Source organism: Bradyrhizobium sp. SZCCHNR1053 (genome assembly GCF_032381235.1).
Taxonomy (GTDB): Bacteria; Pseudomonadota; Alphaproteobacteria; order Rhizobiales; family Xanthobacteraceae; genus Bradyrhizobium.
The window spans coordinates 90031-116013 of the sequence record NZ_JAUHJM010000015.1; the positions used below are offsets into that span (position 1 = coordinate 90031).

The following is a 25983-nucleotide window of genomic DNA, read 5'->3' on the forward strand; positions in this document are numbered from 1 at the left end:
CGACGTCCTGAGTTTTACGCGTTCTATCCCGGATCGGGCGGGCAGCGTGATCGTAATCGCGTGAAGATCGGGCACCGAAGCGGCGTTTCTGCGGCCATCGGGGCCGTCAGAATCCGCCTTCCTCCTCGGGCACCAGGATCTCGCGCTTGCCGGCGTGGTTGGCCTGGCCGACGATGCCTTCCTGTTCCATCCGCTCCATCAGCGAAGCGGCCTTGTTATAGCCGATCTGCAGCCGGCGTTGAATGTAGCTGGTGGAGGCCTTGCGGTCGCGCTTGACCACGGCGACCGCCTGGGAGAACAGGTCGTCGCCACCGCCGCCGCCGCCCATGCCGGTGGCATCGAACACGGCGCCATCCTCCTCGCTCGGCTCCTCGGCGGTGACCGCCTCGAGATATTCCGGCGAGCCCTGTGCCTTCAGATGCTTGACGACCTTCTCGACCTCCTCGTCGGAGCAGAACGGGCCGTGCACGCGGCTGATGCGGCCGCCGCCGGCCATGTAGAGCATGTCGCCCTGGCCGAGCAGCTGCTCGGCGCCCATCTCGCCGAGAATGGTGCGGCTGTCGATCTTGGACGTGACCTGGAAGGAGATGCGGGTCGGGAAGTTCGCCTTGATGGTGCCGGTGATGACGTCGACCGACGGGCGCTGCGTTGCCAGGATGACGTGCAGGCCGGCGGCGCGCGCCATCTGGGCGAGGCGCTGCACCGTGCCCTCGATGTCCTTGCCGGCGACCATCATCAGGTCGGCCATCTCGTCGACGATGATGACGATGTAGGGCAGAGGATCGAGGTCGAGCTTCTCCTCCTCGTAGATCGCCTTGCCGGTTTCCTTGTCGAAGCCGGTATGGACGGTGCGCGTCAGCTCCTCGCCCTTGGCGCGCGCTTCGCCCAGACGGGCATTGTAGCCGTCGATGTTGCGCACGCCGAGCTTGGCCATTTTCTTGTAGCGCTCCTCCATCTCGCGCACGGCCCATTTCAGCGCGACGACGGCCTTCTTCGGATCGGTCACGACCGGCGTCAGGAGATGCGGAATGCCGTCATAGACCGACAGTTCGAGCATCTTCGGGTCGACCATGATCAGCCGGCACTGGTCCGGCCGGAGCCGGTAGACCAGGCTCAGGATCATGGTGTTGATCGCGACCGATTTGCCCGAGCCGGTGGTGCCGGCGATCAGCATGTGCGGGGTGCGGGCGAGATCGATGATGATGGATTCGCCGCCGATGTTCTTGCCGAGGCACAGCGGCAGCTTGGCGACGCTCTCGGTCGCCTCCTTGGCGACGAGCAACTCGCGCAAATACACCTTCTCGCGATGCGCGTTGGGCAGCTCGATGCCGATGGCATTGCGGCCGGGCACGACGGCGACGCGCGCCGACAGCGCGCTCATCGAGCGGGCGATGTCGTCGGCGAGGCCGATGACGCGCGACGATTTGATGCCCGGTGCCGGCTCCAGCTCGTACAGCGTGACGACCGGACCGGGATGCGCCTTGACGATCTCGCCGCGCACGCCGAAATCCTGCAGCACGCCTTCCAGCGCGCGCGAATTGGCCTCGAGCTCGCTCTTCGACAGCGGCTGGCGGTCGGACGATTTCGGCGCCGCCAGCATCGAGACCGAGGGCAGGTCGTATTTGTCGTTGGACTTGCGCGCCGGCGTCTTGGCCGCGGGCTTCTTGCGGGCGCGGGGAGCGGGCTCCTCCTCCTCTTCTTCGTCCTCGCCTTCGTCGGCCTCGTCCTCGTCGCCGCCGTGCTCGTCCATCTCGGGCGCGAGCGTCGGCTTGCCCTGGCCGCGGCCCAGGCTCGGCTCCTGCCGGCTTGCGGCGGCGGCGCGCGGCTGCGGGCCTGATGACACCAGTGCGCGGTAGGCCGTGCTCAGGAACCAGACGACCTGCGCCTTGGCGCTCATGATGGCGTGGAACACCCAGCCGAGCCGGATCGCCTTGCGGTCGTCGTCGTCCTCGGGGTCGGCCAGCGGCGTGTCGTCGTCCTCATCCGCGAGCAGGCTCGGATCGGCTTCCTTCGCGCCCATGCCGCCGGCCACCAGCAGGCAGCCGATCATCGCAACCAGAAGAAGGGCGCCGAGCACCAGCCGATAGATCACACCGGGCGGCCCGAACACCACGGCCGGTGCGCGCACCAGGGCGTCGCCGACCACGCCGCCGAGACCGGTCGGCAGCGGCCAGGCGTGCGAGCGCGGCCAGCAGCTGGCAAGTCCGGCGGCGATGACGGCGCCGAGCACCCAGGCGCCGAAGCGCAGCGCCTCGCGATCGAACGGCCGGTGCGTCATCATGCGCCAGCCGCGGATCGCGATCGGCAGGATGACCATGATGGCGCCGAGGCCGAAGATCTGCATCAGGAGATCGGCGCCGATCGCGCCGGGATAGCCGACGATGTTGCGGATCGCGCGCGAGGTGGCGTGGCTCAGGCTCGGGTCCTGCACCGACCAGGTCATCAGCGCCGCCGCGGCGATGCCGGACAGGCCGATCAGCGCGAGGCCCGCGAGCTCGCGCAGCCGCCGCACCAGTGCGTCGCGCAGCGACGTCGGCAGGTGGTTGACCAGGGGAATGACTCGTTCGATCGCCGGCATCTGCATCAGCCCCGCGATTATCCCAGGACCTCGACCAGCCGGTGCAACGCCTCACCGGTGGAGTCGGCATCGGCCACCAGCGCCAGCCGGATATAGCCGCCGCCTGGATTGAAGCCGTCGGCTTGCGGCCGCGCCAGGTAGCTGCCGGGCACAACCCGCACGCCGGCGTCGCGATACAGCCGCAGCGTCACCTCCTCGTCGCCGCCGCGGTTCGCCACGTCGAGCCAGACGCAGAAGCCGCCATCGGGCCGCCTGTAGCCATAACGGTTGCCGATGATCTGGTCGGCGAGGTCGAACTTGGCGCGGTACAGCCGCCGGTTGTCCTCGACATGTGCCTCGTCGCCATAGGCGGCCACCGCGACGTGCTGCAGCGGCACCGGCACCTGCGGCGCCGCGACGTTGCGCAGCTCGTGGAAGGCGGCGAGGAATTTGCGGTCGCCGGCGGCGAAGCCGATGCGCATGCCCGGCACGTTGGAGCGCTTCGACAGCGATTGGAACGCGACGACGTTGGCGTAGTCGGGGCCGGCATGCTCGAGCATGCTGCCGGGCGCCTGTCGCGTGTAGATCTCCGAATAGCACTCGTCGCTGAAGATCAGAAAGCCCCAGCGGTCGGCGAGCCGGACCAGCTTGCGCATGTAGTCCGGGCTGGCCACCGAGCCCTGCGGATTGGCGGGCGTGGCGAGATAGAACGCGACAGTGCGCGAAAGCGTCGTCTCGTCGATCGCATCGAGATCGGGCAGGAAGCCGTTGTCGCGCGTGGTCGGCAGATAGATGGAGTCGCAGCCGGCGGTGCGGGCGCCGACGCCATACACCGGATAGAACGGGTTCGGCATCAGGATCGCGGGCCGTCCGCGGCGCGGGCCGACATGGCGGAGCGCGGCATGGGCGGCGAAGAACAGGCCCTCGCGGCTGCCGTTCAGGACGAGAACCTCGTGCTCGGGATCGATCGCGCGCGGCAGCGCGAATCGCCGCGCCAGCCAGCCGGCGGCCGCCTTGCGGAACGGCTCGATGCCCTTGGCGGCCGGGTAGCGGCCGAACTCGGCGATGTGCTGGGCCAATACAGGCCCGACGAAGTCCGGCACCGGATGCTGCGGCTCGCCAACGGCGAGCGTGATCATCGGCTTGCCCGGCTTGTAGGGGGCGAGCAGCTCGTTCAGCCGCGCAAACGGCGAGCGTTCGCTCTCCGAATGGCTGGCGCCAGCGGGCGCGGGGGATGAAGCGGTCATTGCCATACGTAAAACGCGCGCCAAACCAGTGGAAGCCGCCGATCGCCCATGAACCGGTGCCTTTGTGGTCACCATAGGTGGGGCGAGGTTAAGACGCGATTAACCATCGGCGCTGCCGCCCGTTTTGATCGGTTTTTCCGGCCCGATCCAGAGGCAATTTCGCAACAGCGGCGGACATTGTGGTGATTCGGGTGGGGCGGCGGGAACCGTAGGAGGGCAAGGCGACCGCCGAGCAGCGCATTCGCGGTCAGACCGTGGGCATGGCGCTGCCGCGACCTCGGATGGAGCCGCGGCACTACCGCCTCCGTCCATCCTACGGGCCATCGGCTCGCGCGCGAGGGAAAAGGGCGGCCCGGTGCGCCGGAATATCAATGGGAATCTACGCGCACCGGGCCTTGGCCGAACTACTTGGGGGCTTAGTTCGGATGACGATCAATTAGCACCCTCGTTTTTCCCTCGTATTGCCAACTTCCGAAGATTTGTAGAATTTGATTTCGGAAGCCACCGAATGCGGCGCGGCCGGGCCGATTGCTTAACGGAGATGTCCGTCTCAGCCGTGGCTTTCTGGTCGCAGCGCGGGCGACGCACTTATTAGCTGCTCATGCCCTCTGCCGCTCGGTTGGCCCGAGAATCTTGTCTGACCGGAAACACTCAGTCACATCCAGCATCATCAGACATTTCACGAAACGAGATCGGCGCATCGCGACCATCTTTGACGGGCATCAGCGATTCCGGTGGCGTGCCGACGAACGTCTGCGCGCCGAGGACTCTGACTTTCGAAAGAGCGTCGATGATGCGTCTGAGACTGCCGGGCGTGCTTGCCCTGATGCTGCTGGCCATGCCCGTTTCCTCGCTGCCCCGCATGGCCGCGGCGGCACCCGCCGTCGCCAGCGCGATCACCGTCGAGGGTAACAGGCGCGTCGAATCCGACACCATCCGCTCCTATTTCAAGCCGGGTCCCACCGGCACGCTCGATGCCGGCCAGGTCGACGACGGCCTCAAGGCCCTGGTCCAGACCGGCCTGTTCGCCGACGTGAAGATCGACCGGCAGGGCGGCCGGCTGATCGTGCGCGTGGTCGAGAATCCCGTGATCGGCCGCGTCGCCTTCGAGGGCAACAAGAAGGTCAAGGACGAACAGCTCACGGCGGAAGTGCAGTCGAAGCCGCGTGGCACGCTGTCCCGTCCGATGGTGCAGTCGGACGCGCAGCGCATCGCCGAGATCTATCGCCGCTCCGGCCGCTACGACGTGCGCGTCACGCCGGAGATCATCGAGCAGCCCAACAACCGCGTCGACCTCGTCTTCACCATCGAAGAGGGCGTCAAGACGGGCGTGAAGTCGATCAGCTTCGTCGGCAACAACACCTATTCCGCCGCGCGCCTGCGCGACGTCATCAAGACGCACGCAACGAACTGGCTCAGCTTCCTCGGCAACAACGACGTCTACGACCCCGATCGCGTCGAGGCCGACCGCGACCTCATCCGCCGCTTCTATCTGAAGAACGGCTATGCCGACGTTCAGGTCGTCGCGGCGCTCAGCGAATACGACCCTGGGCAGAAGGGATTCCTGGTCACATTCCAGATCGAGGAGGGCCAGCAATACCGCGTCAGCTCGGTGCAGTTCCAGTCGAGCGTCGCGGCGCTCGACGCCAACACGCTGCGCGGCTATTCGCGCGTCAATGTCGGCGCGCTCTACAACGTCGAGCAGCTCGAGAAGTCGGTCGAGGAGATGCAGATCGAGGCCTCGCGTCGCGGCTTTGCCTTCGCCGTCGTGCGTCCGCGCGGCGACCGCAATCTGGAAGCGCATACGGTCGCGATCGTGTTCCAGGTCGACGAGGGTCCGCGCACCTATATCGAGCGCATCACCATCCGCGGCAACACCCGCACCCGCGACTACGTGATCCGGCGCGAGTTCGATCTGTCCGAGGGCGACGCCTACAACCGCGCGCTGGTCGACCGCGCCGAGCGCCGGCTGAAGAACCTCGACTTCTTCAAAGAGGTGAAGATCACGGCCGAGCCGGGCTCGTCGAGCGACCGCGTCATCCTCGTGGTCAATCTGGAGGAGAAGTCGACCGGCGACCTCTCCGTTTCCGGCGGCTATTCGACCACCGATGGCGCGCTGGGTGAGGTCTCGATTTCGGAGCGCAACTTCCTCGGCCGCGGTCTGTACGCCAAGGCGTCCGTGAGCTACGGCCAATACAGCAGAGGCGTCTCGCTGTCCTTCGTCGAGCCCTATCTGCTCGACAACCGGATCGCGCTCGGCCTGGATGTCTACTACAAGCAGCAGCTGGCGAACAGCTATACGAGCTATGGCGTGACGACGATCGGCTTCAGCCCGCGGCTCGGCTTCCAGTTGCGCGAAGACCTCTCGCTCCAGCTGCGATACTCGCTCTATCGCCAGGAGATATCGCTGCCGTCCTACTACCAGAATTGCAACAACAACACCGCCAACAGCCTGCTCGCCTTCAACCCGACCCCGGCCTACATCAAGAGTGTGCTCGGCGGCGTCGATCCGACCAATTCGACCAGCTCGGGCTACTACGGCTGGGGCTGCTACGGCGATGGCGAGTCGAGCCTGCCGGTCCGCAAGGAGCTGAGCGACGGCGCCGCGCTGACCTCCGCGCTCGGCTACACGCTCAGCTACAACACGCTCGACAACAACAAGAACCCGACGGATGGTCTGCTGATCGACTGGAAGCAGGATTTCGCCGGCGTCGGCGGCAACGTCAGCTACCTCAAGTCGGCGGTCGATGCGAAATATTACTCGCCGCTGGTGGCCGACATTGTCGGCATCATCCATCTGCAGGGCGGCATGCTGAACAAGATCGGCGACAAGGATCTGCGGATGCTCGACCACTTCCAGATGGGACCGAGCCTGGTGCGCGGCTTCGCCTCGAACGGAATCGGGGCGCGCGACATCACTTATGCGAGCCTCGGCGCGACCGGCGACGCGCTCGGGGGCACCAAATATTGGGGCGCCTCGGCGGAGCTGCAGATGCCGTTCTGGTTCCTGCCGAAGGAAGTGGGCCTGAAGGGCGCCGTCTATGCCGATGCCGGTTCGCTGTGGGGCTATCAGGGCCCGACGTCCTGGGCGGCGACCGGCGAGGTCAACACCGCGACCTGCAAATGCGGCCTGCTGTACGATGACAGCAAGGTGGTGCGCTCCTCCGTCGGAGTCGGCCTGATCTGGGCCTCGCCCTTCGGCCCGCTCCGCTTCGACTACGCGGTGCCGCTGTCCAAGGGCAAATACGACACCGTCCAGGAGTTCAGATTCGGCGGCGGCACGTCGTTCTGAGTGCGGATGAAGCAGGCTTGATTGATCTGCGAGCGTTGGAATCTCGCCTTGACGCCAGCGGCGGTGCGCTCCCCTCCCCCTTGCGGGGAGGGGTCGGGGGTGGGGGTCCACGAATCATGCTCGACATGAGAGTCAAAGCCCATGCCCTGATATCGGCGATAGCGCCGCTTGCTGTTCGCCCGGCATTCACGCCACTGAAGTCAGCGCCCGCGGACCCCCACCCCCAACCCCTCCCCGCAAGGGGGAGGGGAGCCGACTGTCCAAGGGGAAAGAGATCGTATCGCGCAGAAGACGCCGTCAGCATTCCTCCCATGCGCAAATTGCCCGTCGAGCTACTTTGTCGCACGCTGCCGACGTTGCATCGTCGGGCAAATCACCTACACATTTCCGCACGTCCCTGCTGCCGCATGAGGGGCGTTTCGCGACCGTCACGAACCGTTGGCAGTGGGATGCGATGGGCGTGTGTTGCTGCAGCGTGGTCGCCACGCGGACGAACAGCGACACGCGCACGGTCAAGTCGCGCGGTCCTGATATCCCGATGCTGATATCAAGCGGGTGCTGATGCTAGCGTGTCGCGCTCGTGATGGTGGCCAGACAGCCCGGCGCACCAGGGAGAACGCGAAGCAGCCGTTAAAACCGTTGCGCGGGGAAGGCCGGGTGTTCTCGGCCAGACCTGTGGTACCTGCCGCCTGCATTTTCTTTCGCAGGCGGGCCACGGGCGCGGCCAGCGCCCGGCCTTCCCCGCGCCCTCATGATTCGAGGGCGGTGAGTTTCAGCACAGCTCGGGCGCATCGTGTCGCGAGAACGAGATCGTTCGCCTTCGATCTGCGTCTCGGAGGCAACGACGGGTGCGCCAACCACAGCTGTCGTCCCGGGCAAGCGCGAAGCGCGCCGACCCGGGATCCATAACCACAGGGTTCAGTTGTCTTGCACGGGACTCGCAGCCTGCCTCTTACAAACATGATGCGGTATGGGTCCCGTTCGCAGGGACGACGCCGGTTATTTGGCGCGCGCTCGGCCCTCACGATCCAAATACTAAAGAGAGGGGCATTGCCGGGTATTTGCCCGAACCGAAGTTGCGGACCTGGTCGCGTACGACCAAGTCCTGGGCTGTAGGCGCGCTCGCCGTGCTTGATATCCGGCGCTCCTCAATCCCTGTTGCCCGGCGTCTGAATGAATCCCCGATTCCATGTCGGGCTGATCAGGATCTCGTTGACGCAGACGCGCGGCGGCATGTTCGCGACGAAGGCGATGGTGCGGCCGAGATCCTCCGGCTGCAGCATCCGCGCCTGCTCCGCGGCGCTCGGCACCACCGGGCGCTGCTCCAGGATCGGCGTGGCGACCTCGCCGGGCATCAAGCAGCAGGCGCGCAGGCCGTTCACGCATTCCTCCATGTTGAACGAGTGCGTCAGCGCCAGCACCGCGTGCTTGGTCGAGGTGTAGGCCGGCCCCGGCATCTTCGAGACATGGCGGCCGGCCCACGACGAGACGTTGATGATGGTCCCATCCTGCTGCGCCCGCATCGCCGGAAGCACCGCCTTCATGCAGTAGAGCACACCGTTGAGGTTGATCTCGACCAGCTGGTTCCAGCCCTCGATGGTCATGTCGTCCCAGCGCCGCTTCGGCACGTTGACGCCGGCGGAGTTGACCAGCAGATCGATTCGGCCGTGCCGCGCCAGGATGGCATCGGCCGCGGCCTGAACGTCGGCGGCCTTGGCGACGTCGAGCGCAACGGCCTCGGCCGTGCCGCCCGCCGCGGCAATCTTGGCCACCACGGCCTCGAGCGCGGCCATGCGCCGGCCCGAGACGATCACCGTCCAGCCCTCGGCCGCGAGCGCCAGTGCGCCGGCCTCGCCGATTCCGGTGCCGCCGCCCGTGATCCACGCGATCCGTTTTTCCTTGACCATATCCCAGCGTCTCCCGGTTGCCTTCGAAAGGGCGTTTTTGCTAGAGCAGCCTCGATCAGAGATGGCGACCGTGGTGACTGCGATGTCACCGGTCTTGTTCGCTGTCCGGCCCTTTTCGTCTTCGTCGAGCATGATGTTCCGCCGGCTGGCACTGCCGGCCTGCCGATGCTCCCAGGGGAATGTTGCATGAACCAAGCCGCCAACGCCAATCTGTTCTCTCGCCTGTTCGATGGCCTCGACGATCCCAACCGCCTGGCGATCGAGACCCACGACGGCCAGCGCATCACCTATGGCGATTTGATCGCGCGGGCAGGCCAGATGGCGAACGTGCTGGTGGCCCGTGGTGTGAAGCCGGGTGATCGCGTCGCGGCGCAGACCGAGAAGTCGGTGTCCGGCCTCGTGCTCTATCTTGCCACGGTGCGCGCCGGCGGCGTCTATCTGCCGCTCAACACCGCCTATACGCTCAACGAGCTCGACTATTTCATCGGCGACGCCGAGCCGACCGTCGTGGTGTGCGATCCCGCGAAGGCCGAAGGCATCGGCGCGCTGGCGGCCAGGGTCGGCGCCAAGGTGGAAACGCTCGATGCGTCAGGCACGGGCTCGCTGACGGAAGCCGCCGACAAGGCCGGCTCCGCCTTCACCACCGTGCCGCGCGGCGCCGACGATCTCGCCGCCATTCTCTATACGTCGGGCACCACCGGCCGCTCCAAGGGCGCGATGCTGTCTCACGACAATCTCGCCTCGAACTCGCTGACCCTGATCGACTACTGGCGCTTCACCAAGGACGACGTGCTGATCCACGCGCTGCCGATCTATCACACCCATGGCCTGTTCGTGGCCAGCAACGTCACGCTGTTCGCGCGGGCGTCGATGATCTTCCTGCCCAAGCTCGATCCGGACCTGATCATCAACCTGATGGCGCGCGCCACAGTGCTGATGGGTGTGCCGACGTTCTACACGCGCCTGTTGCAGAACCCGCGGCTGTCGAAGGAGACGACCAGCCACATGCGGCTGTTCATCTCCGGCTCGGCTCCGCTGCTCGCCGATACCCATCGCGAATGGTTCGCGCGGACCGGCCATGCCGTGCTCGAGCGCTACGGCATGACCGAGACCAACATGAACACGTCGAATCCTTACGAGGGCGAGCGCGTGCCCGGCGCGGTCGGCTTCCCGCTGCCCGGAGTCTCGGTGCGCGTCACCGATCCCGAGACGGCGAAGGAGCTCGCGCGCGACGAGATCGGCATGATCGAGGTGAAGGGCCCGAACGTGTTCAAGGGCTATTGGCGGATGCCTGAGAAGACCAAGTCGGAATTCCGTGACGATGGTTTCTTCATCACCGGCGATCTCGGCAAGATCGACAAACAGGGCTACGTCCACATCGTCGGCCGCGGCAAGGACCTCGTGATCTCCGGCGGCTTCAACGTCTACCCGAAGGAGATCGAGAGCGAGATCGACGCCATGCCGGGCGTGGTCGAGTCCGCCGTCATCGGTGTGCCGCATCCTGATTTCGGCGAAGGTGTCACCGCGGTCGTGGTGCGCCATCCGGGGGCTGATGTCAGCGAGGCCGGCGTGCTCAAGGGCCTCGACGGCCGACTGGCGAAATTCAAGATGCCCAAGCGCGTGTTCGTGGTCGACGAGCTGCCGCGCAATGCGATGAGCAAGGTGCAGAAGAACGTGCTGCGTGACCAGTACAAGGACATCTACACGAAGTGACGGCGGCCTAGCGCCGTCGTCCGATCGCGAGGCCGGCGAGCGCGGCCAGCGGCGGCGCGGCGCAGATCAGCACGAATTCGAGCACGGCGAGCGAGGCGATCTCGTGCTGGATGGCGAATGCGAGACAGGCGGCGAACAGGCCGGAGGCGGTGAAGCCGAGCACGCAGGTCAACGGCTCCTCGGCGGGCTCGTGCGACGACACCTTGCGCGCCGGCAGTGCCGCCGGGCGTTCGGTGGTTGTCGGTCGGACCGTCGGCAGCGGCATCAAGGCTCCCTGCACCGCGTCTGTTGCACGTCTAAGACTAAGCCGCTTCGCCGGGCGGCGACATGCGGCAAAATCGACCGGCGAAGGGGCCGTGTGCGCGGCGAGGAACCTGGGAGATCGAGGGAGATTTGCTGCAGCGCAGGCGGTCGCCGACGCAGGTTGTTGCTCCGCGTATCGCTCCGGGCAGGTTTGCAGAATCGTCAGATGGCACTGGCTCTTGTCGCGAAACCCGCTTCCTCAAGACCGAGGTTAAGCGGTGAATCAATGCTCGACAGTCGGCGCTATTCAACAGTCTCGCCGCGTTGGTAACGGCCTTGGTGAGGAGATAAGAATGAACGATGGTTCGTCATATCCGGTCAGGATGGGTTTCTGGTATACCACGGCGGCCATTGGTCCTTTTTCCACCGGTCGCCTAGCACTGAATCGTCGTTCGGTTTTGGGCGATTTGTTCGTTGCAACGCCTGTTCCTTCTCCGTAAATAAACCCCGCCTTGCCGATCCACATGGCCGCAAGCCCCTTCCGTTCACGGCCCACAAGAAATCATCAAAGCAACCAATGACAGCCAGGATCGAACGACCGCTTTCGCCGCATCTGCAAACCTACCGCTGGACGCTGACGATGATCCTCTCGATCGTCCATCGCGCCACCGGGGTTGCACTATATTTCGGGACGCTGCTGCTGGCCTGGTGGTTGATCGCCGCCGCGTCTGGTCCCAGCGCCTACTCCTACGTCCAGGGGTTCATGGGCAGCTTCCTCGGCCGCCTGATCGTGTTCGGCTACACCTGGGCGCTGCTGCACCATCTCTTGTCCGGCATCCGCCACTTCGTCTGGGACCTCGGCTACGGCTTCAAGCCCAATGAGCGCGAGACGCTCACCTGGGGCGCCCTGATCGGGGGCATCACGTTGACTGTCCTGGTCTGGATCGTGGCTTACGCAGTGGGAGGCGGCCGATGAGCAACGCACGCGCGAAGTCGATGCGCACCCCGCTCGGCCGCGTCCGCAACCTCGGCGCGGCCCATTCGGGCACCGGTGATTTCTGGCGCCAGCGCATCACCGCGGTCGCGATGACCCTGTTGATCGTGCCGGTCGTGATCGTGGTGATCATGCTGCTCGGCCGCAACCAGGCCGGCGCGGCGCAGATCCTGGGCTCGATTCCGATTGCGGTGATCATGCTGCTGTTCGTGATCGCGAGCTGCTGGCACATGAAGATCGGCATGCAGGTCGTGATCGAGGACTACGTGCACAGCGAGCCGCTCAAGCTCGTCGCGATCATGGCCAACAACTTCTTCGCGGTGACCGTGGCGCTCGCCTCGATCTACGCCCTCATCAAACTTTCCACTGGAGTCTAGGCCATGGCCGGCGGAGCAAATGGCAGCGCGAACGGCGCGCCCGCGACGAACGGAAAAGCATATCCGATCGAGGACCACACCTATGACGTCGTCGTGGTCGGCGCCGGCGGCGCCGGCCTGCGCGCGGTCGTCGGCTGCAGCGAGGCGGGCCTGCGCACCGCCTGCATCACCAAGGTGTTCCCGACCCGCTCGCATACGGTGGCGGCGCAGGGCGGCATCTCGGCCTCGCTCGGCAACATGCATCAGGACGATTGGCGCTGGCACATGTACGACACCGTCAAGGGGTCGGACTGGCTCGGCGACCAGGACGCGATCGAGTACATGGTGCGCAACGCGCCCGAGGCGGTCTACGAGCTCGAGCATTGGGGCGTGCCGTTCTCGCGCACCGAGGACGGCAAGATCTACCAGCGGCCGTTCGGCGGCATGACCCTGGACTACGGCAAGGGCCAGGCGCAGCGCACCTGCGCCGCCGCCGACCGCACCGGCCACGCCATGCTGCACACTATGTATGGCCAGTCGCTGCGGCACGCCGCAGAGTTCTTCATCGAGTTCTTCGCCATCGACCTGATCATGGACGACCAGGGCGTCTGCCGTGGCGTCATCGCGCTCAAGCTCGATGACGGCACGCTGCACCGCTTCCGCGCCCAGACCACGATCCTGGCGACGGGCGGCTATGGTCGGGCCTATGCCTCCTGTACCTCGGCGCACACCTGCACCGGTGACGGCGGCGGCATGGTGCTGCGCGCCGGCCTGCCGCTGCAGGACATGGAGTTCGTGCAGTTCCACCCGACCGGCATCTATGGCTCGGGCTGTCTTGTCACCGAAGGTGCGCGCGGCGAGGGCGGCTATCTCGTCAACGCCGAGGGCGAGCGCTTCATGGAGCGCTATGCGCCGTCCGCAAAGGACCTCGCCTCGCGAGACGTCGTCTCGCGCGCGATGACCGTCGAGATCCGCGAAGGCCGCGGCGTCGGCCGGAAGAAGGACCACATCTTCCTGCATCTCGACCATCTCGATCCGAAGGTGCTGCAGGAGCGCCTGCCCGGCATCTCCGAATCCGCCAAGATATTCGCCAATGTCGACGTCACGCGCGAGCCGATCCCGATCGTGCCGACCGCGCACTACAACATGGGCGGCATCCCGACCAACTATCGCGCCGAGGTGCTGACCAAGAAGGACGGCGACGACAACGCGATCGTGCCCGGCCTGATGGCGGTGGGCGAGGCGGCCTGCGTCTCCGTGCACGGCGCCAACCGGCTCGGCTCGAACTCGCTGATCGACCTCGTGGTGTTCGGCCGCGCGGCGGCGCTGCGTCTGGCCGAGAAGCTGACGCCGAACGGCAAGCAGCCGGACCTGCCGAAGGACTCCGCCGATAAGGCGCTGGGCCGGCTCGATCATTATCGCCACGCCTCCGGCGGCACGCCGACCGCGAAGCTGCGCGAAAGCATGCAGAACGTGATGCAGACCAACTGTGCCGTGTTCCGCACCGGCGAGGTGCTGCAGGAAGGCCACAACCTGATTCACAAGGTGTATGGCGGCATCGGCGACATCGCAGTGTTCGACCGCTCGCTGGTGTGGAATTCCGACCTGATCGAGACGCTGGAGTTCGACAATCTGATCGCGCAGGCGGTCGTGACGATGGACTCGGCGGCGAACCGGACCGAGAGCCGCGGCGCCCATGCACGCGAGGACTTCCCGGATCGCGACGACACGAACTGGATGAAGCACACGCTGGCGTGGATCGACAGCAAGGATGGCAAGACCACGATCGATTACCGTCCGGTGCACAACTACACCATGACCAACGACGTGCAGTACATTCCGCCGAAGGCGCGCGTGTACTGATCGCGTGTGACCTGAGCCCGTCCGTCAAACCCAAGAAGGCCTTCCGAAATGGCTGAGTTCGCACTTCCGAAGAATTCTCAGATCACCGGCGGCAAGACCTGGCCCAAGCCGGCCGGCGCCGCCGAGGTTCGCGAGTTCAAGGTCTATCGCTGGAATCCGGACGACGGCAAGAATCCGAGCGTCGATACCTATTACGTCGACGTCAAAGATTGCGGCCCGATGGTGCTGGACGGGCTGATCTGGATCAAGAACCACATCGATCCGTCGCTGACCTTCCGCCGCTCCTGCCGCGAGGGCGTGTGCGGCTCCTGCGCGATGAACATCGACGGCCAGAACACCCTGGCCTGCACCAAGTCGATGCACGACGTGAAGGACGGCGCGGTCAAGATCAACCCGCTGCCGCACCAGCCTGTCGTGAAGGACCTGGTGCCGGACCTCACCAATTTCTACGCGCAATACGCCTCGATCGAGCCCTGGCTGAAGACGACCTCGCCGACGCCGCAGAAGGAATGGCGGCAGAGCCACGAGGATCGCGAGAAGCTCGACGGCCTCTACGAGTGCATCCTGTGCGCCTGTTGCTCGACTTCGTGCCCGAGCTACTGGTGGAACAGCGAGCGCTATCTCGGTCCGGCCGCGCTGCTGCAGGCCAACCGCTGGGTCAAGGACAGCCGCGACGAGGCGACCGGCGAGCGGCTCGACAACCTCGAGGATCCGTTCCGGCTGTATCGCTGCCACACCATCATGAACTGCGCCAAGGCCTGCCCGAAGGGGCTCAACCCGGCCGAGGCGATCGCGGAGCTGAAGCTCAAGCTGGTCGAGCGGCAGATCTAGCCGGGCCGACCACTTTCGATCTGATCTTCCACGCCCGAAACTGGTGCAAGTTCCGGGCGCGGCTAGTTTGTAGCTGCCGTCGATTGCGTTAAGCTCGTGGCCCTTTGAAGCCGGAGCGACCGTGCAGACCGCACAACGCAAATCGCTGACGATGCTGCGCTGGATGATGATCGCGTCCCTCGCGCTTCCCGTCGCGCTGTTCGTGATCGCGGCCTACGTATCCCACGGCACGACATATGAGGAGGCCGATCGCGAGATCCGCCGCTCGCTCGAAATCGTCCACGAGCACGCGCTGAAGGTGTTCGAGACCATCGAACGCAGCCTCTCGGAGATCGACGAGGTCGTCCGCGACCTGTCGGATGCCGATATCAAGGCGCGCGAGCAGGTGCTGCATGCCCGGTTGCGGCAATTATCGGATGCGCTGCCGCAGATGAAGTCCGCCTGGGTGTTCGACGCCAATGGCCGGCCGCTGGTCAACAGCATGATCTATCCGGCGCCGGACATGACGTTCCTCGACCGCGACTACTTTAGTGCCCACGTCAAGGACAGCATCGGCACCTTCATCGGCGCGCAGTTGACGCCGCGGCCGCCCTATCAGGGCGCGCCGTTTTTCAGCATCAGCCGCCGCCGCCAGAGCGACGACGGCAGCTTCACCGGCATCATCCAGGCTTCGGTGCTTCCGGATTATTTCGAGCACTTCTATGCCCGGATCGGCCGGGCGCCCGGCAGCTACTTCGCGCTGCGCCGCTTCGATGGCCTCATTCTGGCGCGCTTCCCGGCCGCCGGGAGAAGCACGGCCGCGGACCCCAGCGACGTCCCCGCCGGGGCCGCAGATACGGAGCAGCTCGTGACCGAGATCTCGCCGGTCGATGGCGTTGAGCGTCTCGTCGGCTATCAGCGGCTCGGTGGCTATCCCGTCTACGTCTCGGCAGGGCTGGCGACGTCGACCATCCGCAACCGCTGGCTCGGCACGATCGGCCGGCACCTCATCTTCGGCATCCCGGCAACCGCGCTGCTCATCGTCTTCCTGGCCCTTGCCCGGCGGCGGACCGAGCGCCTGCATGTCGAGGCCGCCCGCCGCCTCGAAGCCGAGGATGCGCTCAAGCACGGTCAGCGCATGGAGGCGCTGGGACAACTGACCGGCGGCGTCGCGCACGACTTCAACAATCTGCTGACCGTGATCCGGGCCTCGGCCGATCTGTTGCGCCGGCCGAATCTGGCTGATGAGCGGCGGCAGCGCTATATCGACGCGATCTCGGATACGGTGGCGCGCGCATCGAAGCTCACGTCGCAGCTCCTCGCGTTCGCCCGGCGCCAGACGCTGAAGCCGGAGGTCTTCGACATCGGCCGCAGCGTCGTCGCCCTGCGCGACATGACCAAGACCCTGGTCGGGTCGCGCGTCGAGGTCGTGGTCTCCGTTCCCGACGAGCCGTGCTACGTTAATTCCGACGCCGGCCAGTTCGAGACGGCACTGATCAACCTGGCCGTCAATGCCCGCGATGCGATGGCCGGCCAGGGACGTCTCAGCATCACCGTCGCCCCAGCAGCGGCGCTGCCGACGCCGTCGGCGCCGCACGACCGTCCGCCGCTGGGCTATGTCGCCATCACTGTCCAGGACACCGGCGTCGGCATCCCGTCGGAGCATTTCGGACGCATCTTCGAGCCATTCTTTACGACCAAGACCATCGGCCAGGGCACCGGCCTCGGTCTCTCGCAAGTGTTTGGCTTCGCCAAGCAGTCCGGCGGCGAAATCGGGGTCACAAGCGAAAAGGGTCGCGGCGCGACGTTCACGCTCTATCTGCCGCGCGTCGCTCCTGCCCAAGTGCAGCGTGGCGAGGACGGCAGCCATGCGGAGCCGATCGGCGGTCGAGGCATGTCGGTGCTGGTGGTCGAGGACAACATCGACGTCGGCAGATCGGCGACCGAAGCGCTGGCCGAGCTCGGCTATCGCACCACGCTGGTCGACAACGCCAGAGACGCGCTGGAGGAGTTGATCGGCGGCACCAGCCGGTTCGACGTCGTCTTCACCGATGTCGTGATGCCCGGCATGACCGGGCTGGAGCTTGCCGAGGAAATCAGGCGGCTCGAGCTCAACGTGCCGGTCGTGCTGGCGAGCGGTTACAGCCATGTGCTGGTGCAGCGGGGCACGCACGGCTTCGAGCTGCTGCGCAAGCCCTATTCGATCGAGGAATTGTCGCGTGTGCTGCACAAGGTCGTTCCCGTGCCGCTGTATCGCGCTCCACCGATGGCGCCGAACACGCAGGTGCCCTGAAAGCGGCGCGAATTGCGCGGGAACCCGGGTGGGAACCTTCTGGTTGCGTTGCTGTTATCGCGGAATGGGACAGGTTCAGGACATCGCGCGGCCGGGGGCACAGGCGCCCGAGAAGGCGCCGATCATCGAGATCGCCGCTGAGAATGGCACCCAGGTCGAGCCGCCGCCGCCCGAATTGGTGGAGCCTGATCCGGAGCTGTCGCCCGAAGAGGCCGAGCAACTGCGCAAGCGCTATCTGCTGACCCGGTTCTGGATCAGCGCCCGCGGCTATTGGGGCAAGAGCGGCGACGGTCTGGCGTGGGCGTTCACGCTCGGCCTGCTGTTCCTGATCGTTGCGACTGTCGGATTTCAGTACGGCATCAACGTCTGGAATCGGTCGATCTTCGATGCGATCGAGAAGCGCGATTCGGCGACCGTCTTTCATCTCACCGCGATCTTCTTCCCGCTGGCGATCGGCAGCGTCATTCTCGGCGTCGCCCAGGTCTATGCGCGCATGGCGATCCAGCGGCGCTGGCGCGCCTGGCTGACCAACAGCGTCATCACCCGCTGGCTGACCAGCGGGCGCTACTATCAGCTCAATCTCGTCAGCGGCGACCACAAGAATCCGGAATACCGGATCGCCGAGGACCTGCGCATCGCGACCGATTCGCCGGTCGACTTCATCGCCGGCGTGACCTCGGCGCTGCTGTCGGCTGCGACCTTCATCGTCGTGCTCTGGACCATCGGCGGCGCGCTGACGCTGCATCTCGGCGCCACTGAGATCACCATTCCCGGCTTTCTGGTCATCGCCGCGATCGCCTACGCCGCCATCGCCTCGGGCTCGATCATGACGATCGGCCGCCGCTTCGTGCAGGTCTCCGAGGACAAGAACCAGGCCGAGGCCGATTTCCGCTACACCCTGACCCGCGTCCGCGAAAACGGCGAGAGCATCGCCCTGCTCGGCGGCGAGACCGAAGAGCGCGCCGGCATCGACCGGACGCTCGGCAACGTGCTGCAGCAATGGGCGCGGCTCGCCGGCCAGCACATGCGCACCACCCTGGTGTCGCAGGGCTCCAGCCTCATCGCCCCTGTCGTGCCGCTGCTGCTGTGCGCGCCGAAATTTCTCGACGGCAGCATGACGCTCGGGCAGGTGATGCAGGCGGCGAGCGCGTTCACGATCGTGCAGACCGCGTTCGGCTGGCTGGTCGACAACTATCCGCGGCTCGCGGATTGGAATGCCTGTGCCCGCCGCATCGCCTCGCTGATGATGTCGCTCGATGCGCTGGAGCGTGCGGAGAGAGGCGACGGCATCGGCCGCATCAAGCGCGGCGAGACCTCCGGCGACGCGATGCTCAGCCTGAATGATCTGCAGGTGACCCTCGACGACGGCACCGCTGTGGTCGGCGAGACCGAGGTCGTGGTCGATCCCGGCGAGCGCCTGCTCGTCGCGGGCGAATCCGGCACCGGCAAGAGCACGCTCGTGCGCGCCATCGCCGGGCTGTGGCCGTGGGGCGGCGGCAGCATCAACCTCCACCCCGACCGCAAGCTGTTCATGCTGCCGCAGCGGCCCTACGTGCCATCGGGCACCCTGCGCCGGGCCGTCGCCTATCCCGGGGCTGCCGAGGATTGGAGCGTGGCGCAGGTCGGCGAAGCCCTGCACAAGGTCGGTCTCGACCATCTCAAGGACAAGATCGAGGAGGACGCGCCCTGGGATCAAACGCTCTCCGGCGGCGAGAAGCAGCGTCTCGCCTTCGCGCGCCTGCTGCTGCACAGCCCCGACATCGTCGTGCTCGATGAAGCCACCTCCGCGCTCGATGAGAAGAGCCAGGGCCGGATGATGGAGATCGTGACGAGCGAGCTGCCGAAGGCCACCATCGTCAGCGTGGCGCATCGTGCCGAGCTGGAGGTCTTCCACAGCCGCAAGATCGTGCTCGAGCGGCGCAAGGGCGGCGCCAAGCTCGTCAGCGACATTGATCTCATTCCGCGCAAGGGACGGCGTCGCCTGATCGGCCGCTTCCTGCGTCAGCGCAAGGCGGCCTGAGCGGCTGGGGTGTTGCCTCAGCGCGGTCCTGGTGACGACACAATGCGGCCACGCCGCCTGCATTGGAGATCGCGGCGAAACCGGCTATCACACGTCGCCCTCAGCCCAGGACGCGACCTTGACGCCCGACAACGATCCTTCTCCGCCCTCCTTTGGTGCCTTCGCTCCGAATGCCGCCCAGGCGCTGGTGATCCGGCTGGCGCACGGCTCCGGCCTGAAGCGCGGCGCGTTCCGGCCGATGTTGACGCGCGTCGTCAACGTGCTGGGGGCAGGTCCTCTGGATGTCGGCTATCAGGGCGCCAATTTCCGCTTCTATCATCAGGTCAGTGCGACCGAACGTGGTGCGCTGTTCAATCCCGACTACAATCGTGAGGAGCTGGATTTCCTGCGCAGCCACGTTCCGCCGGGCGGCGTGGTGGTGGACGTTGGCGCCAATGTCGGAACGTTCGCCTTGCCGCTCGCGCGTCACGTCGGGCCGGGCGGTCTCGTGATCGCAGTGGAGCCGCATCCGGTCACACATGCGCGGCTGAGCTTCAATCGCGATGCGTCCGCGCTGTCCCAGGTCAGGCTCGTCGCGGCGGCGGCAGGCGAGAGCGACGGCGAGGTGATGATCGAGACCGATGGCGACAATCTCGGTGCCAGCCACATCGTGACCGGAGAGGCGGGTGCTGAAGCATTCAAGGTCCCGTCGTTGCGGCTGCAGACCATCCTCGAACAGGCCGGAGCGACCACGGTCGATGCGCTGAAGATCGACGTGGAAGGCTTCGAGGACCGTGTGCTGACCTGCTTCTTCCGTGACGCGCCTGCCGCGTTGTGGCCGCGTTCCGTCGTCATCGAACACCTGTCGCGCGAGGAATGGCAGAACGATTGTCTCGCCGACATGCTCGGTCGCGGCTACCGCGAATGCGGCCGCACGCGCAGCAACACGCTGTTGCTGCGCGGCTGAATCGGCATTCTGTCGCCGTCCCCAATACGTCCGGAACATCGGCGCCCCACGCGGCGTTGTCGTCCCTGACATTGAGGGAGCCGGCCATGAGCAACGACGACGCGCGCGACCAGGGTCGCGTTTGGGACCTGATGAAGAAGATCGGCTTCGCGATGCTGGTCACCCGCGACGGTGACAGGCTGCGGGCACGGCCGATGAGCGCCTATCTCGCGCGCGACGAGAACATGATCTACTTTCTCACTGACGCGCGGCATCACAAGGACGAGGAGATCGCGCGCTCGCCCGAGGTCAACCTGTCGTTCGCAGACGTCGGCAGCCAGAAATACGTGTCGCTGACGGGCACCGCGGCCATTTCCAACGATCGCGGCAAGATCCGAGAGCTGTTCTCGACGCCGGCCAAGGCCTGGTGGGACAGCGCCGAGGATCCGAACATCCGCCTCTTGAAGATCACGCCTGACGACGCCGAGTTCTGGGACTCGCCCGGCACCATCGTGCGCTACGTCAAAATGGCGGCGGCCGCCGTCAGCGGCACGCGTCCCGACCTCGGCGACCATCGAAAGGTTGCGATGTGATGCCGATCGAACCGCCAGAGATTCCGCCGGCGACGCCGGGCCGCCCGGCCGAACCGCCGCCGGAGGATCCGGTCGGCAATCCGCAGCCCGACATTCCGCCGCCGGTGTACGAACCCGATGCGCCGGCGCCCCAGCGCGAGCTGCCCGGGCAGACGCCAGACGAAATCCCCGGCCGAGGGCCGCTCGGCCCGACCACGCCCAATCCGGCCACGGATTGACCGCGATTGAGTGGTCATGATGATCGCCTGCGAAGGGGCTGGCCGTGCGCCGGTCCCGCATTTCGGCGATTGGGCCAAGCCCTTGAAAATCAAGACTGAATGAAACCTGAATGGCGGCCCTGCGGGGGTGGTTTCGCGTCGAAATAAATCCGCCTGCGGATTTGAACTGCGCCACAATCCGGCCTAACGCATACTCGTTGATCTCTCCGTGCTTGAAAAAGATCGTTCCGGGAAAACAAGACACATGAGCAAACTTCGCGTCCTGCTGCTGGCGACGACTGCGCTGTCGGCGATGCAACTAATGAGCTCCGGCTCCCGCGCGCAGAGCGCGCCGATGATCATGGCGCAGGGTCCAGGCGGCCCCGGCGGCGAGGTCGGCCCGGACGGTCGGCCCAAGCAACCGCCGCATGGTCAACCGCCAGGCCCGCCGCAGCGGCCGGGTGGCCCGCCGCCGGCCGCTGCACCGCCCCACCAGGCACCGCCTGCAGCTCCGCCGCCACCCGCGGCGGCTCCGCCTCGTCCTGCTCCCCCGCCGCCTCCCCCGGCAGCGGCGCCGCGGCCCGCGCCTCCGCCACCGCCTGCTCCGCCGCGGGCCGAGCCGCCGCGTCCGGCGCCCCCACCGCCCCCTCCGCCACGGGCCGAGCCACCACGTCCGGCTGCTCCGCCGCCGCGGGCTGAGCCGCCACATTCGGCACCGCCGCCTCCACGGGCTGAGCCGCCTGCACCTCCGCCGGCGCGTCCTGCGCCACCTGTTGCGGCTCCGCCGGTGCATACGCCGCCGCCTCCAGCGCCTCCGCCGGGGCCGCCGCGTGAGCCGGCACGTCCTGCGACTCCGCCTGCGCCCCCGCCGACGGCTGCTCCCGCGCGTCCAACGCCGCCCACGCCGCCCGTGGCCACGCCCGCCCCGCCACCTCCGCCGAGTCCGGCACCGAACCTGCGGCCGGGAACGCCGCCGTCAGCCGTGACACCCCCGCCTTCGTCGCCAGCGGCCGGGAACGCGTCGCCGCCTGCGCACTCGCCGGCTCCGTCCGCGGCGCCGTCTCCGCAGCCGACGCCGGCTCCGACTCCTCCGGTTGGCCCCGGGCAGCGGCCGCCGACACAGCCAGGTGCCGGCGCCCCGCCGCCTGGCTCCCCGCAAGGCGGGCCCCCGCCGCGGGGTGCTCCCACCGCGCCGGCCGGGACGGTCGCGCCTGCTCCGGGAACCCCGCCGGCGCCACCCGCGCCTGCGGCCACCCAGACGCCGTCGCAGCAAGGCGCGCCGTCCGGCAGCCCGACGCCCGGCGGACGTCCGGGAACGCCTCCAGGCGCTCCGGGTGCGCCGCCTCCAGCGGCAGGTCCCGGTGCTGCTGGACCGGGGCCGGGACCCGCCGGCGCGCCGCAGGCCGGTCCGGGCGCTGCGCCGCCCGCCGGACCCCCGGCCATGTCCAATCGGCCGCCGCCGCAGGTCACTGCGCCCATCCCGGCGCCGCCACCGCCGACGGCACAGCAGCTCACGCCGATCGCGCCGGGCGCGCCGATGGCTGGGCCGCAGCGGCTGGACGATTTCCGCGGCCAGCGCCGCGAGGTCCAGGAGGGCGGTCGCACGCTGATCTACGAGCCGGGACGCGTCATCGTGCGCGATCCGAGCGGCCAGTCCTTCGTGCGTCACGATGAGCTCGAGCGCTTCCGCTACGGCGCGCGTGACATCCGCGTGCAGCGGGAGGATCGCGGCGAGATGCGCACGGTGGTGATCCGCCCCGACGGTAGCCAGATCATCACGGTCACGGCGGCCGACGGCCGGCTGCTGCGCCGCATCCGCCGCGATATCGGCGGCCGCGAGATCATCATCATCGACAACGCCTATCGCGATCCCGCCGCGGTCGGCGGCTTCTATGTCGACCTGCCGCCGCCGGAGATCCGCATCCCCTACAACCGCTACATCGTCGACGCCGAGGAGGCGCCGCCGGATGTCATCTACGACACGCTGATCGCGCCACCGGTGGAGCGCGTCCAGCGCCGCTACTCGCTGGACGAGGTCCGCTACTCCCCGTCGGTGCGCCAGCTGATGCCGTCGATCGATCTCAACACGATCACCTTCGAAACCGGATCGTGGGAGATCGGTCCCGACCAGGTGGCGAAGCTGCAGGTCATCGCCGACGGCCTCAACCAGGCGATCCAGCGCAACCCGCGCGAGGTCTTCCTGATCGAAGGCCACACCGACGCGGTCGGCAACGAGACCGACAATTTGTCGCTCTCGGACCGCCGAGCCGAATCGGTCGCCACGCTGATGACGCAGCAGTTTGGCGTCCCCGCGGAGAATCTGACCTCGCAGGGCTATGGCGAGCAGTATCTGAAGGAGCAGACGCAGGGGCCGAGCCGCATCAACCGGCGCGTCACGGTCCGCCGCATCACGCCGCTGCTCAATGGCGGCCAGGCCGCGCTGCCGCCGCCGCCTCCGGGCGTGGCACCGCCGCGCTGAGGTTGCGTCAGATCTAAAAATGAAAATGGCCGGGAGCGATCCCGGCCATTTTTGTAAGTGGCAATCCGTTTCGTCCTGTTCGGTGTCGTCCCCGCGAACGCGGGGACCCATACTCACAGGATCCAGTTTTGCGACGGCTGGAGCCCCGGCCGGCTCTCACCATGTCAGTCGGTGGATATGGGTCCCTGCGTTCGCAGGGACGACAGCGGTGGAGACGGGGAGGATTGCGCTCGACAGCTCCAACTCAGCTCTTGTCGTGGCCGAGCTGGAAGATCTCCGCGCCTTCCGATCCCGACAGCAGGCCCGTGTCCGAATAGAGCTTCAGCTTGGAGCGGGTGTCGGTGATGTCGAGATTGCGCATCGTCAGCTGGCCGATGCGGTCGGCAGGCGTGAAGGCGGCGTCCTCGACCTTCTCCATGCTCAGCCGCTCCGGCTGGTAGGTCAGGTTGGGGCTCTCGGTGTTGAGGATCGAGTAGTCGTTGCCGCGGCGCAGCTCCAGGGTCACCTCACCGGTGACGGCGCGCGCTACCCAGCGCTGCGCGGTCTCGCGCAGCATCAGGGCCTGCGAATCGAACCAGCGGCCCTGATAGAGCAGGCGACCGAGGCGCATGCCGCTGATGCGGTACTGCTCGATCGTATCCTCGTTGTGGATGCCGGTGACGAGCCGCTCATAGGCGATGTGCAGCAGCGCCATGCCCGGCGCCTCGTAGATGCCGCGGCTCTTGGCCTCGATGATGCGGTTCTCGATCTGGTCGCTCATGCCGAGACCATGACGGCCGCCGATCGCGTTGGCCTCCAGGAACAGCGCCACGGGATCGCTGAAGGTCTGCCCGTTCAACGCGACCGGCTGACCCTCCTCGAAGCGGACCACGACCGTCTCCGGCTTCACGGCGCAATCCTCGCGCCAGAACGGCACGCCCATGATCGGATTGACGATGCGGATGCCGCTGCTGAGGCTCTCGAGATCCTTGGCCTCGTGGGTGGCGCCGAGCAGATTGCTGTCTGTCGAATACGCCTTCTCGGCGCTCATCTTGTAATTGAAGCCGTTGGCGGTCAGGAACGCCGACATCTCGGCGCGGCCCCCGAGCTCGTCGATGAACTGCTGGTCGAGCCAGGGCTTGTAGATCTTGAGATTGGGATTGGTGAGCAGGCCGTAGCGGTAGAACCGCTCGATATCGTTGCCCTTGTAGGTCGAGCCGTCGCCCCAGATGTTGACGCCGTCCTCCTTCATCGCGGCGACCAGCATGGTGCCGGTGACGGCGCGGCCGAGCGGCGTGGTGTTGAAATAGGTGATGCCGCCGGTCGAGATGTGGAAGGCGCCCGACTGAATCGCGGCGATGCCCTCATGCACCAGCTGAGTGCGGCAATCCACGAGGCGCGCCTTCTCCCCGCCGAAGCTCAGCGCCTTGCGCGGGATCTCGTCGTAGTCGGACTCGTCGGGCTGCCCGAGATTTGCCGTGTAGGCAAAGCAACGCGCGCCCTTCTGCTTCATCCAGAGCAGCGCGGCGCTGGTGTCGAGGCCGCCGGAAAAGGCGATGCCGACTTTCTCGCCCTTGGGCAGGCTTTTCAGGATCGTGGTCATGGGGAGTCCAACCAGTGTTTAGGGCTGTGCCGTTCAGAAATTCGGGCGCGAATAGCAGATTTCGCCTCGATCGGCACGCGATTAATCGGTTTCGCGCCGCGCTCAGGCCGCGGGGCTGGTGTCTGGCTGGCGGCGGCCGAACAGCCGGCGCATCAGGCGGAAGCCCGGCCAGGCGAAGCGGGTCAGCGCGGCGTCGATGCCGGCATCAGTGAGGCGGGTGGACGGCCAGCGGTAGATGTAGCCGTGCAGCAGCCAGATCACGATGAAGGTGACGAGGCCGGCGGCGGCGATGTCGGTGAGGAAGTGGCCGCCGAAGGCCATCCGCAACACCGAGGTGGCGAGGCCGAACAGGACGGCGGCGCCGTAGGCGACGGGCCGGATCGCCGGCGGCGTCAGGGCGGCCGGCGCCAGGGTCCAGAATGCGGTGGCACCCTCACCGGAGAAGAACGAGCAGTTGCGGCCGCAGCCGCCGCGCGGATCCCACCACGGCACGAACTGCATGTCGCCGCCGAACTCGGCCACGACGACCGGGCGCGGCCGGCCCCAATAGGATTTGAAGGTGAAATTGGTGAGCACGCCGGCCGAGAGCGACAAGGTCAGCAGCAGGAACGCCATGGTGCGGCCCTTCACCAGCAGGGGCCGGTCGGGACGGATGAGCTTCACCACCAGCGCAACGATGGACGGCAGCGCGATGCCCCAGGCGAGCCACATCGCGGCATCGCGCGCGAACGCGGCATAGCCGTCGAGCTTCAAGGGGAAGCTGCGCGTGCGCGGATCGTAGAACAGCGCGGCCAGCTTGAGATCGAGCTCGGGATAGACGCCGAACAGCACGCCGATGACGAGCGCGAGCGACAATGCGATGAAGAGGCCGGTCCGGTTCATGACGCGCGGTTTAGCGAAAGCAGGTGGCGA

The 25983-nt window shown here is 66.7% G+C and carries 19 protein-coding genes; 12 read left to right on the top strand and 7 right to left on the bottom strand.

Features of this window, described 5'->3' with window-relative positions:
• Window positions 1–106 precede the first annotated feature (106 nt).
• From QX051_RS26710 to QX051_RS26720, 3 genes are all read right to left on the bottom strand, one after another.
• A complete protein-coding gene (locus tag QX051_RS26710) occupies window positions 107–2584 on the bottom strand; it encodes a DNA translocase FtsK (RefSeq protein WP_315778170.1) in 2478 nt (825 codons plus the stop codon).
• 11 nt (window positions 2585–2595) lie between these two features.
• A complete protein-coding gene (locus QX051_RS26715) occupies window positions 2596–3810 on the bottom strand; it encodes an aminotransferase class I/II-fold pyridoxal phosphate-dependent enzyme (RefSeq protein ID WP_315778171.1) in 1215 nt (404 codons plus the stop codon).
• 645 nt (window positions 3811–4455) lie between these two features.
• A complete protein-coding gene (locus QX051_RS26720) occupies window positions 4456–4644 on the bottom strand; it encodes a hypothetical protein (protein ID WP_315716967.1) in 189 nt (62 codons plus the stop codon).
• On the opposite strand from QX051_RS26720, the gene bamA reads away from it, so the two are divergent.
• Window positions 4595–7096 (top strand): outer membrane protein assembly factor BamA, encoded by a 2502-nt coding sequence (gene bamA, locus QX051_RS26725; RefSeq protein ID WP_315778172.1) that lies wholly within the window; start codon window positions 4595–4597, stop codon window positions 7094–7096. The two genes, QX051_RS26720 and bamA, sit on opposite strands and share 50 nt — an antisense overlap.
• A 1148-nt stretch (window positions 7097–8244) precedes the next feature.
• On the opposite strand, the gene QX051_RS26730 is transcribed toward bamA, so the two are convergent.
• Entirely contained in the window at window positions 8245–9003 is a 759-nt protein-coding gene (locus tag QX051_RS26730; RefSeq protein ID WP_315778173.1) for an SDR family oxidoreductase, read from the bottom strand.
• Window positions 9004–9189: 186 nt separating this feature from the next.
• Between QX051_RS26730 and QX051_RS26735 the strand changes: the two genes are divergently transcribed.
• A complete protein-coding gene (locus QX051_RS26735) occupies window positions 9190–10716 on the top strand; it encodes a malonyl-CoA synthase (protein ID WP_315778174.1) in 1527 nt (508 codons plus the stop codon).
• Between the two features lie 7 nt (window positions 10717–10723).
• Here QX051_RS26735 and QX051_RS26740 read toward each other — a convergent pair whose 3' ends face one another.
• Window positions 10724–10981, bottom strand: coding sequence for a hypothetical protein (locus QX051_RS26740; protein ID WP_315778175.1), 258 nt, complete (start codon window positions 10979–10981; stop codon window positions 10724–10726).
• Window positions 10982–11536: 555 nt separating this feature from the next.
• On the opposite strand from QX051_RS26740, the gene sdhC reads away from it, so the two are divergent.
• The 10 genes from sdhC (at window position 11537) to QX051_RS26790 (ending at window position 23489) form a co-directional block, all read left to right on the top strand.
• A complete protein-coding gene (gene sdhC, locus QX051_RS26745; RefSeq protein ID WP_008965547.1) occupies window positions 11537–11935 on the top strand; it encodes a succinate dehydrogenase, cytochrome b556 subunit in 399 nt (132 codons plus the stop codon).
• A gap of 20 nt (window positions 11936–11955) precedes the next feature.
• Window positions 11956–12330: a succinate dehydrogenase, hydrophobic membrane anchor protein gene (gene sdhD / locus QX051_RS26750; protein WP_315740508.1), complete on the top strand. Its 375-nt coding sequence runs from the start codon at window positions 11956–11958 to the stop codon at window positions 12328–12330.
• A gap of 3 nt (window positions 12331–12333) precedes the next feature.
• Complete coding sequence (gene sdhA / locus QX051_RS26755) at window positions 12334–14172, top strand: succinate dehydrogenase flavoprotein subunit (protein WP_315778176.1); 1839 nt, start codon at window positions 12334–12336, stop codon at window positions 14170–14172.
• 48 nt (window positions 14173–14220) lie between these two features.
• Window positions 14221–15003, top strand: coding sequence for a succinate dehydrogenase iron-sulfur subunit (locus QX051_RS26760; protein WP_315740445.1), 783 nt, complete (start codon window positions 14221–14223; stop codon window positions 15001–15003).
• Window positions 15004–15124: 121 nt separating this feature from the next.
• Window positions 15125–17275, top strand: a complete 2151-nt coding sequence (locus QX051_RS26765) for an ATP-binding protein (RefSeq protein ID WP_315778177.1) — start codon at window positions 15125–15127, stop codon at window positions 17273–17275.
• Between the two features lie 64 nt (window positions 17276–17339).
• Complete coding sequence (locus QX051_RS26770) at window positions 17340–19295, top strand: ABC transporter ATP-binding protein/permease (RefSeq protein WP_315778178.1); 1956 nt, start codon at window positions 17340–17342, stop codon at window positions 19293–19295.
• Window positions 19296–19413: 118 nt separating this feature from the next.
• Window positions 19414–20241, top strand: a complete 828-nt coding sequence (locus QX051_RS26775) for an FkbM family methyltransferase (protein WP_315778179.1) — start codon at window positions 19414–19416, stop codon at window positions 20239–20241.
• Window positions 20242–20327: 86 nt separating this feature from the next.
• Window positions 20328–20813, top strand: a complete 486-nt coding sequence (locus QX051_RS26780; RefSeq protein WP_315778180.1) for a pyridoxamine 5'-phosphate oxidase family protein — start codon at window positions 20328–20330, stop codon at window positions 20811–20813.
• Window positions 20813–21031: a hypothetical protein gene (locus QX051_RS26785; RefSeq protein ID WP_315778181.1), complete on the top strand. Its 219-nt coding sequence runs from the start codon at window positions 20813–20815 to the stop codon at window positions 21029–21031. The genes QX051_RS26780 and QX051_RS26785 overlap by 1 nt, the downstream gene beginning before the upstream one ends.
• A gap of 244 nt (window positions 21032–21275) precedes the next feature.
• Entirely contained in the window at window positions 21276–23489 is a 2214-nt protein-coding gene (locus tag QX051_RS26790; RefSeq protein WP_315778182.1) for an OmpA family protein, read from the top strand.
• 244 nt (window positions 23490–23733) lie between these two features.
• Here QX051_RS26790 and argG read toward each other — a convergent pair whose 3' ends face one another.
• Together argG and QX051_RS26800 are read right to left on the bottom strand one after the other, a co-directional pair.
• Window positions 23734–25071, bottom strand: coding sequence for an argininosuccinate synthase (gene argG, locus QX051_RS26795; RefSeq protein WP_315758649.1), 1338 nt, complete (start codon window positions 25069–25071; stop codon window positions 23734–23736).
• 102 nt (window positions 25072–25173) lie between these two features.
• Window positions 25174–25953: a phosphatase PAP2 family protein gene (locus QX051_RS26800; RefSeq protein WP_315758650.1), complete on the bottom strand. Its 780-nt coding sequence runs from the start codon at window positions 25951–25953 to the stop codon at window positions 25174–25176.
• Between the last annotated feature and the right edge of the window lie 30 nt (window positions 25954–25983).

Coding starts and splice junctions, on each gene's coding strand:
- QX051_RS26710 (WP_315778170.1), bottom strand. CDS start 2,584: ATGCAGATGCCGGCGATCGAACGAGTCATTCCCCTGGTCAACCACCTG.
- QX051_RS26715 (WP_315778171.1), bottom strand. CDS start 3,810: ATGGCAATGACCGCTTCATCCCCCGCGCCCGCTGGCGCCAGCCATTCG.
- bamA (WP_315778172.1), top strand. CDS start 4,595: ATGATGCGTCTGAGACTGCCGGGCGTGCTTGCCCTGATGCTGCTGGCC.
- QX051_RS26720 (WP_315716967.1), bottom strand. CDS start 4,644: ATGGCCAGCAGCATCAGGGCAAGCACGCCCGGCAGTCTCAGACGCATC.
- QX051_RS26730 (WP_315778173.1), bottom strand. CDS start 9,003: ATGGTCAAGGAAAAACGGATCGCGTGGATCACGGGCGGCGGCACCGGA.
- QX051_RS26735 (WP_315778174.1), top strand. CDS start 9,190: ATGAACCAAGCCGCCAACGCCAATCTGTTCTCTCGCCTGTTCGATGGC.
- QX051_RS26740 (WP_315778175.1), bottom strand. CDS start 10,981: ATGCCGCTGCCGACGGTCCGACCGACAACCACCGAACGCCCGGCGGCA.
- sdhC (WP_008965547.1), top strand. CDS start 11,537: ATGACAGCCAGGATCGAACGACCGCTTTCGCCGCATCTGCAAACCTAC.
- sdhD (WP_315740508.1), top strand. CDS start 11,956: ATGCGCACCCCGCTCGGCCGCGTCCGCAACCTCGGCGCGGCCCATTCG.
- sdhA (WP_315778176.1), top strand. CDS start 12,334: ATGGCCGGCGGAGCAAATGGCAGCGCGAACGGCGCGCCCGCGACGAAC.
- QX051_RS26760 (WP_315740445.1), top strand. CDS start 14,221: ATGGCTGAGTTCGCACTTCCGAAGAATTCTCAGATCACCGGCGGCAAG.
- QX051_RS26770 (WP_315778178.1), top strand. CDS start 17,340: ATGGGACAGGTTCAGGACATCGCGCGGCCGGGGGCACAGGCGCCCGAG.
- QX051_RS26780 (WP_315778180.1), top strand. CDS start 20,328: ATGAGCAACGACGACGCGCGCGACCAGGGTCGCGTTTGGGACCTGATG.
- QX051_RS26785 (WP_315778181.1), top strand. CDS start 20,813: ATGCCGATCGAACCGCCAGAGATTCCGCCGGCGACGCCGGGCCGCCCG.
- QX051_RS26790 (WP_315778182.1), top strand. CDS start 21,276: ATGAGCAAACTTCGCGTCCTGCTGCTGGCGACGACTGCGCTGTCGGCG.
- argG (WP_315758649.1), bottom strand. CDS start 25,071: ATGACCACGATCCTGAAAAGCCTGCCCAAGGGCGAGAAAGTCGGCATC.
- QX051_RS26800 (WP_315758650.1), bottom strand. CDS start 25,953: ATGAACCGGACCGGCCTCTTCATCGCATTGTCGCTCGCGCTCGTCATC.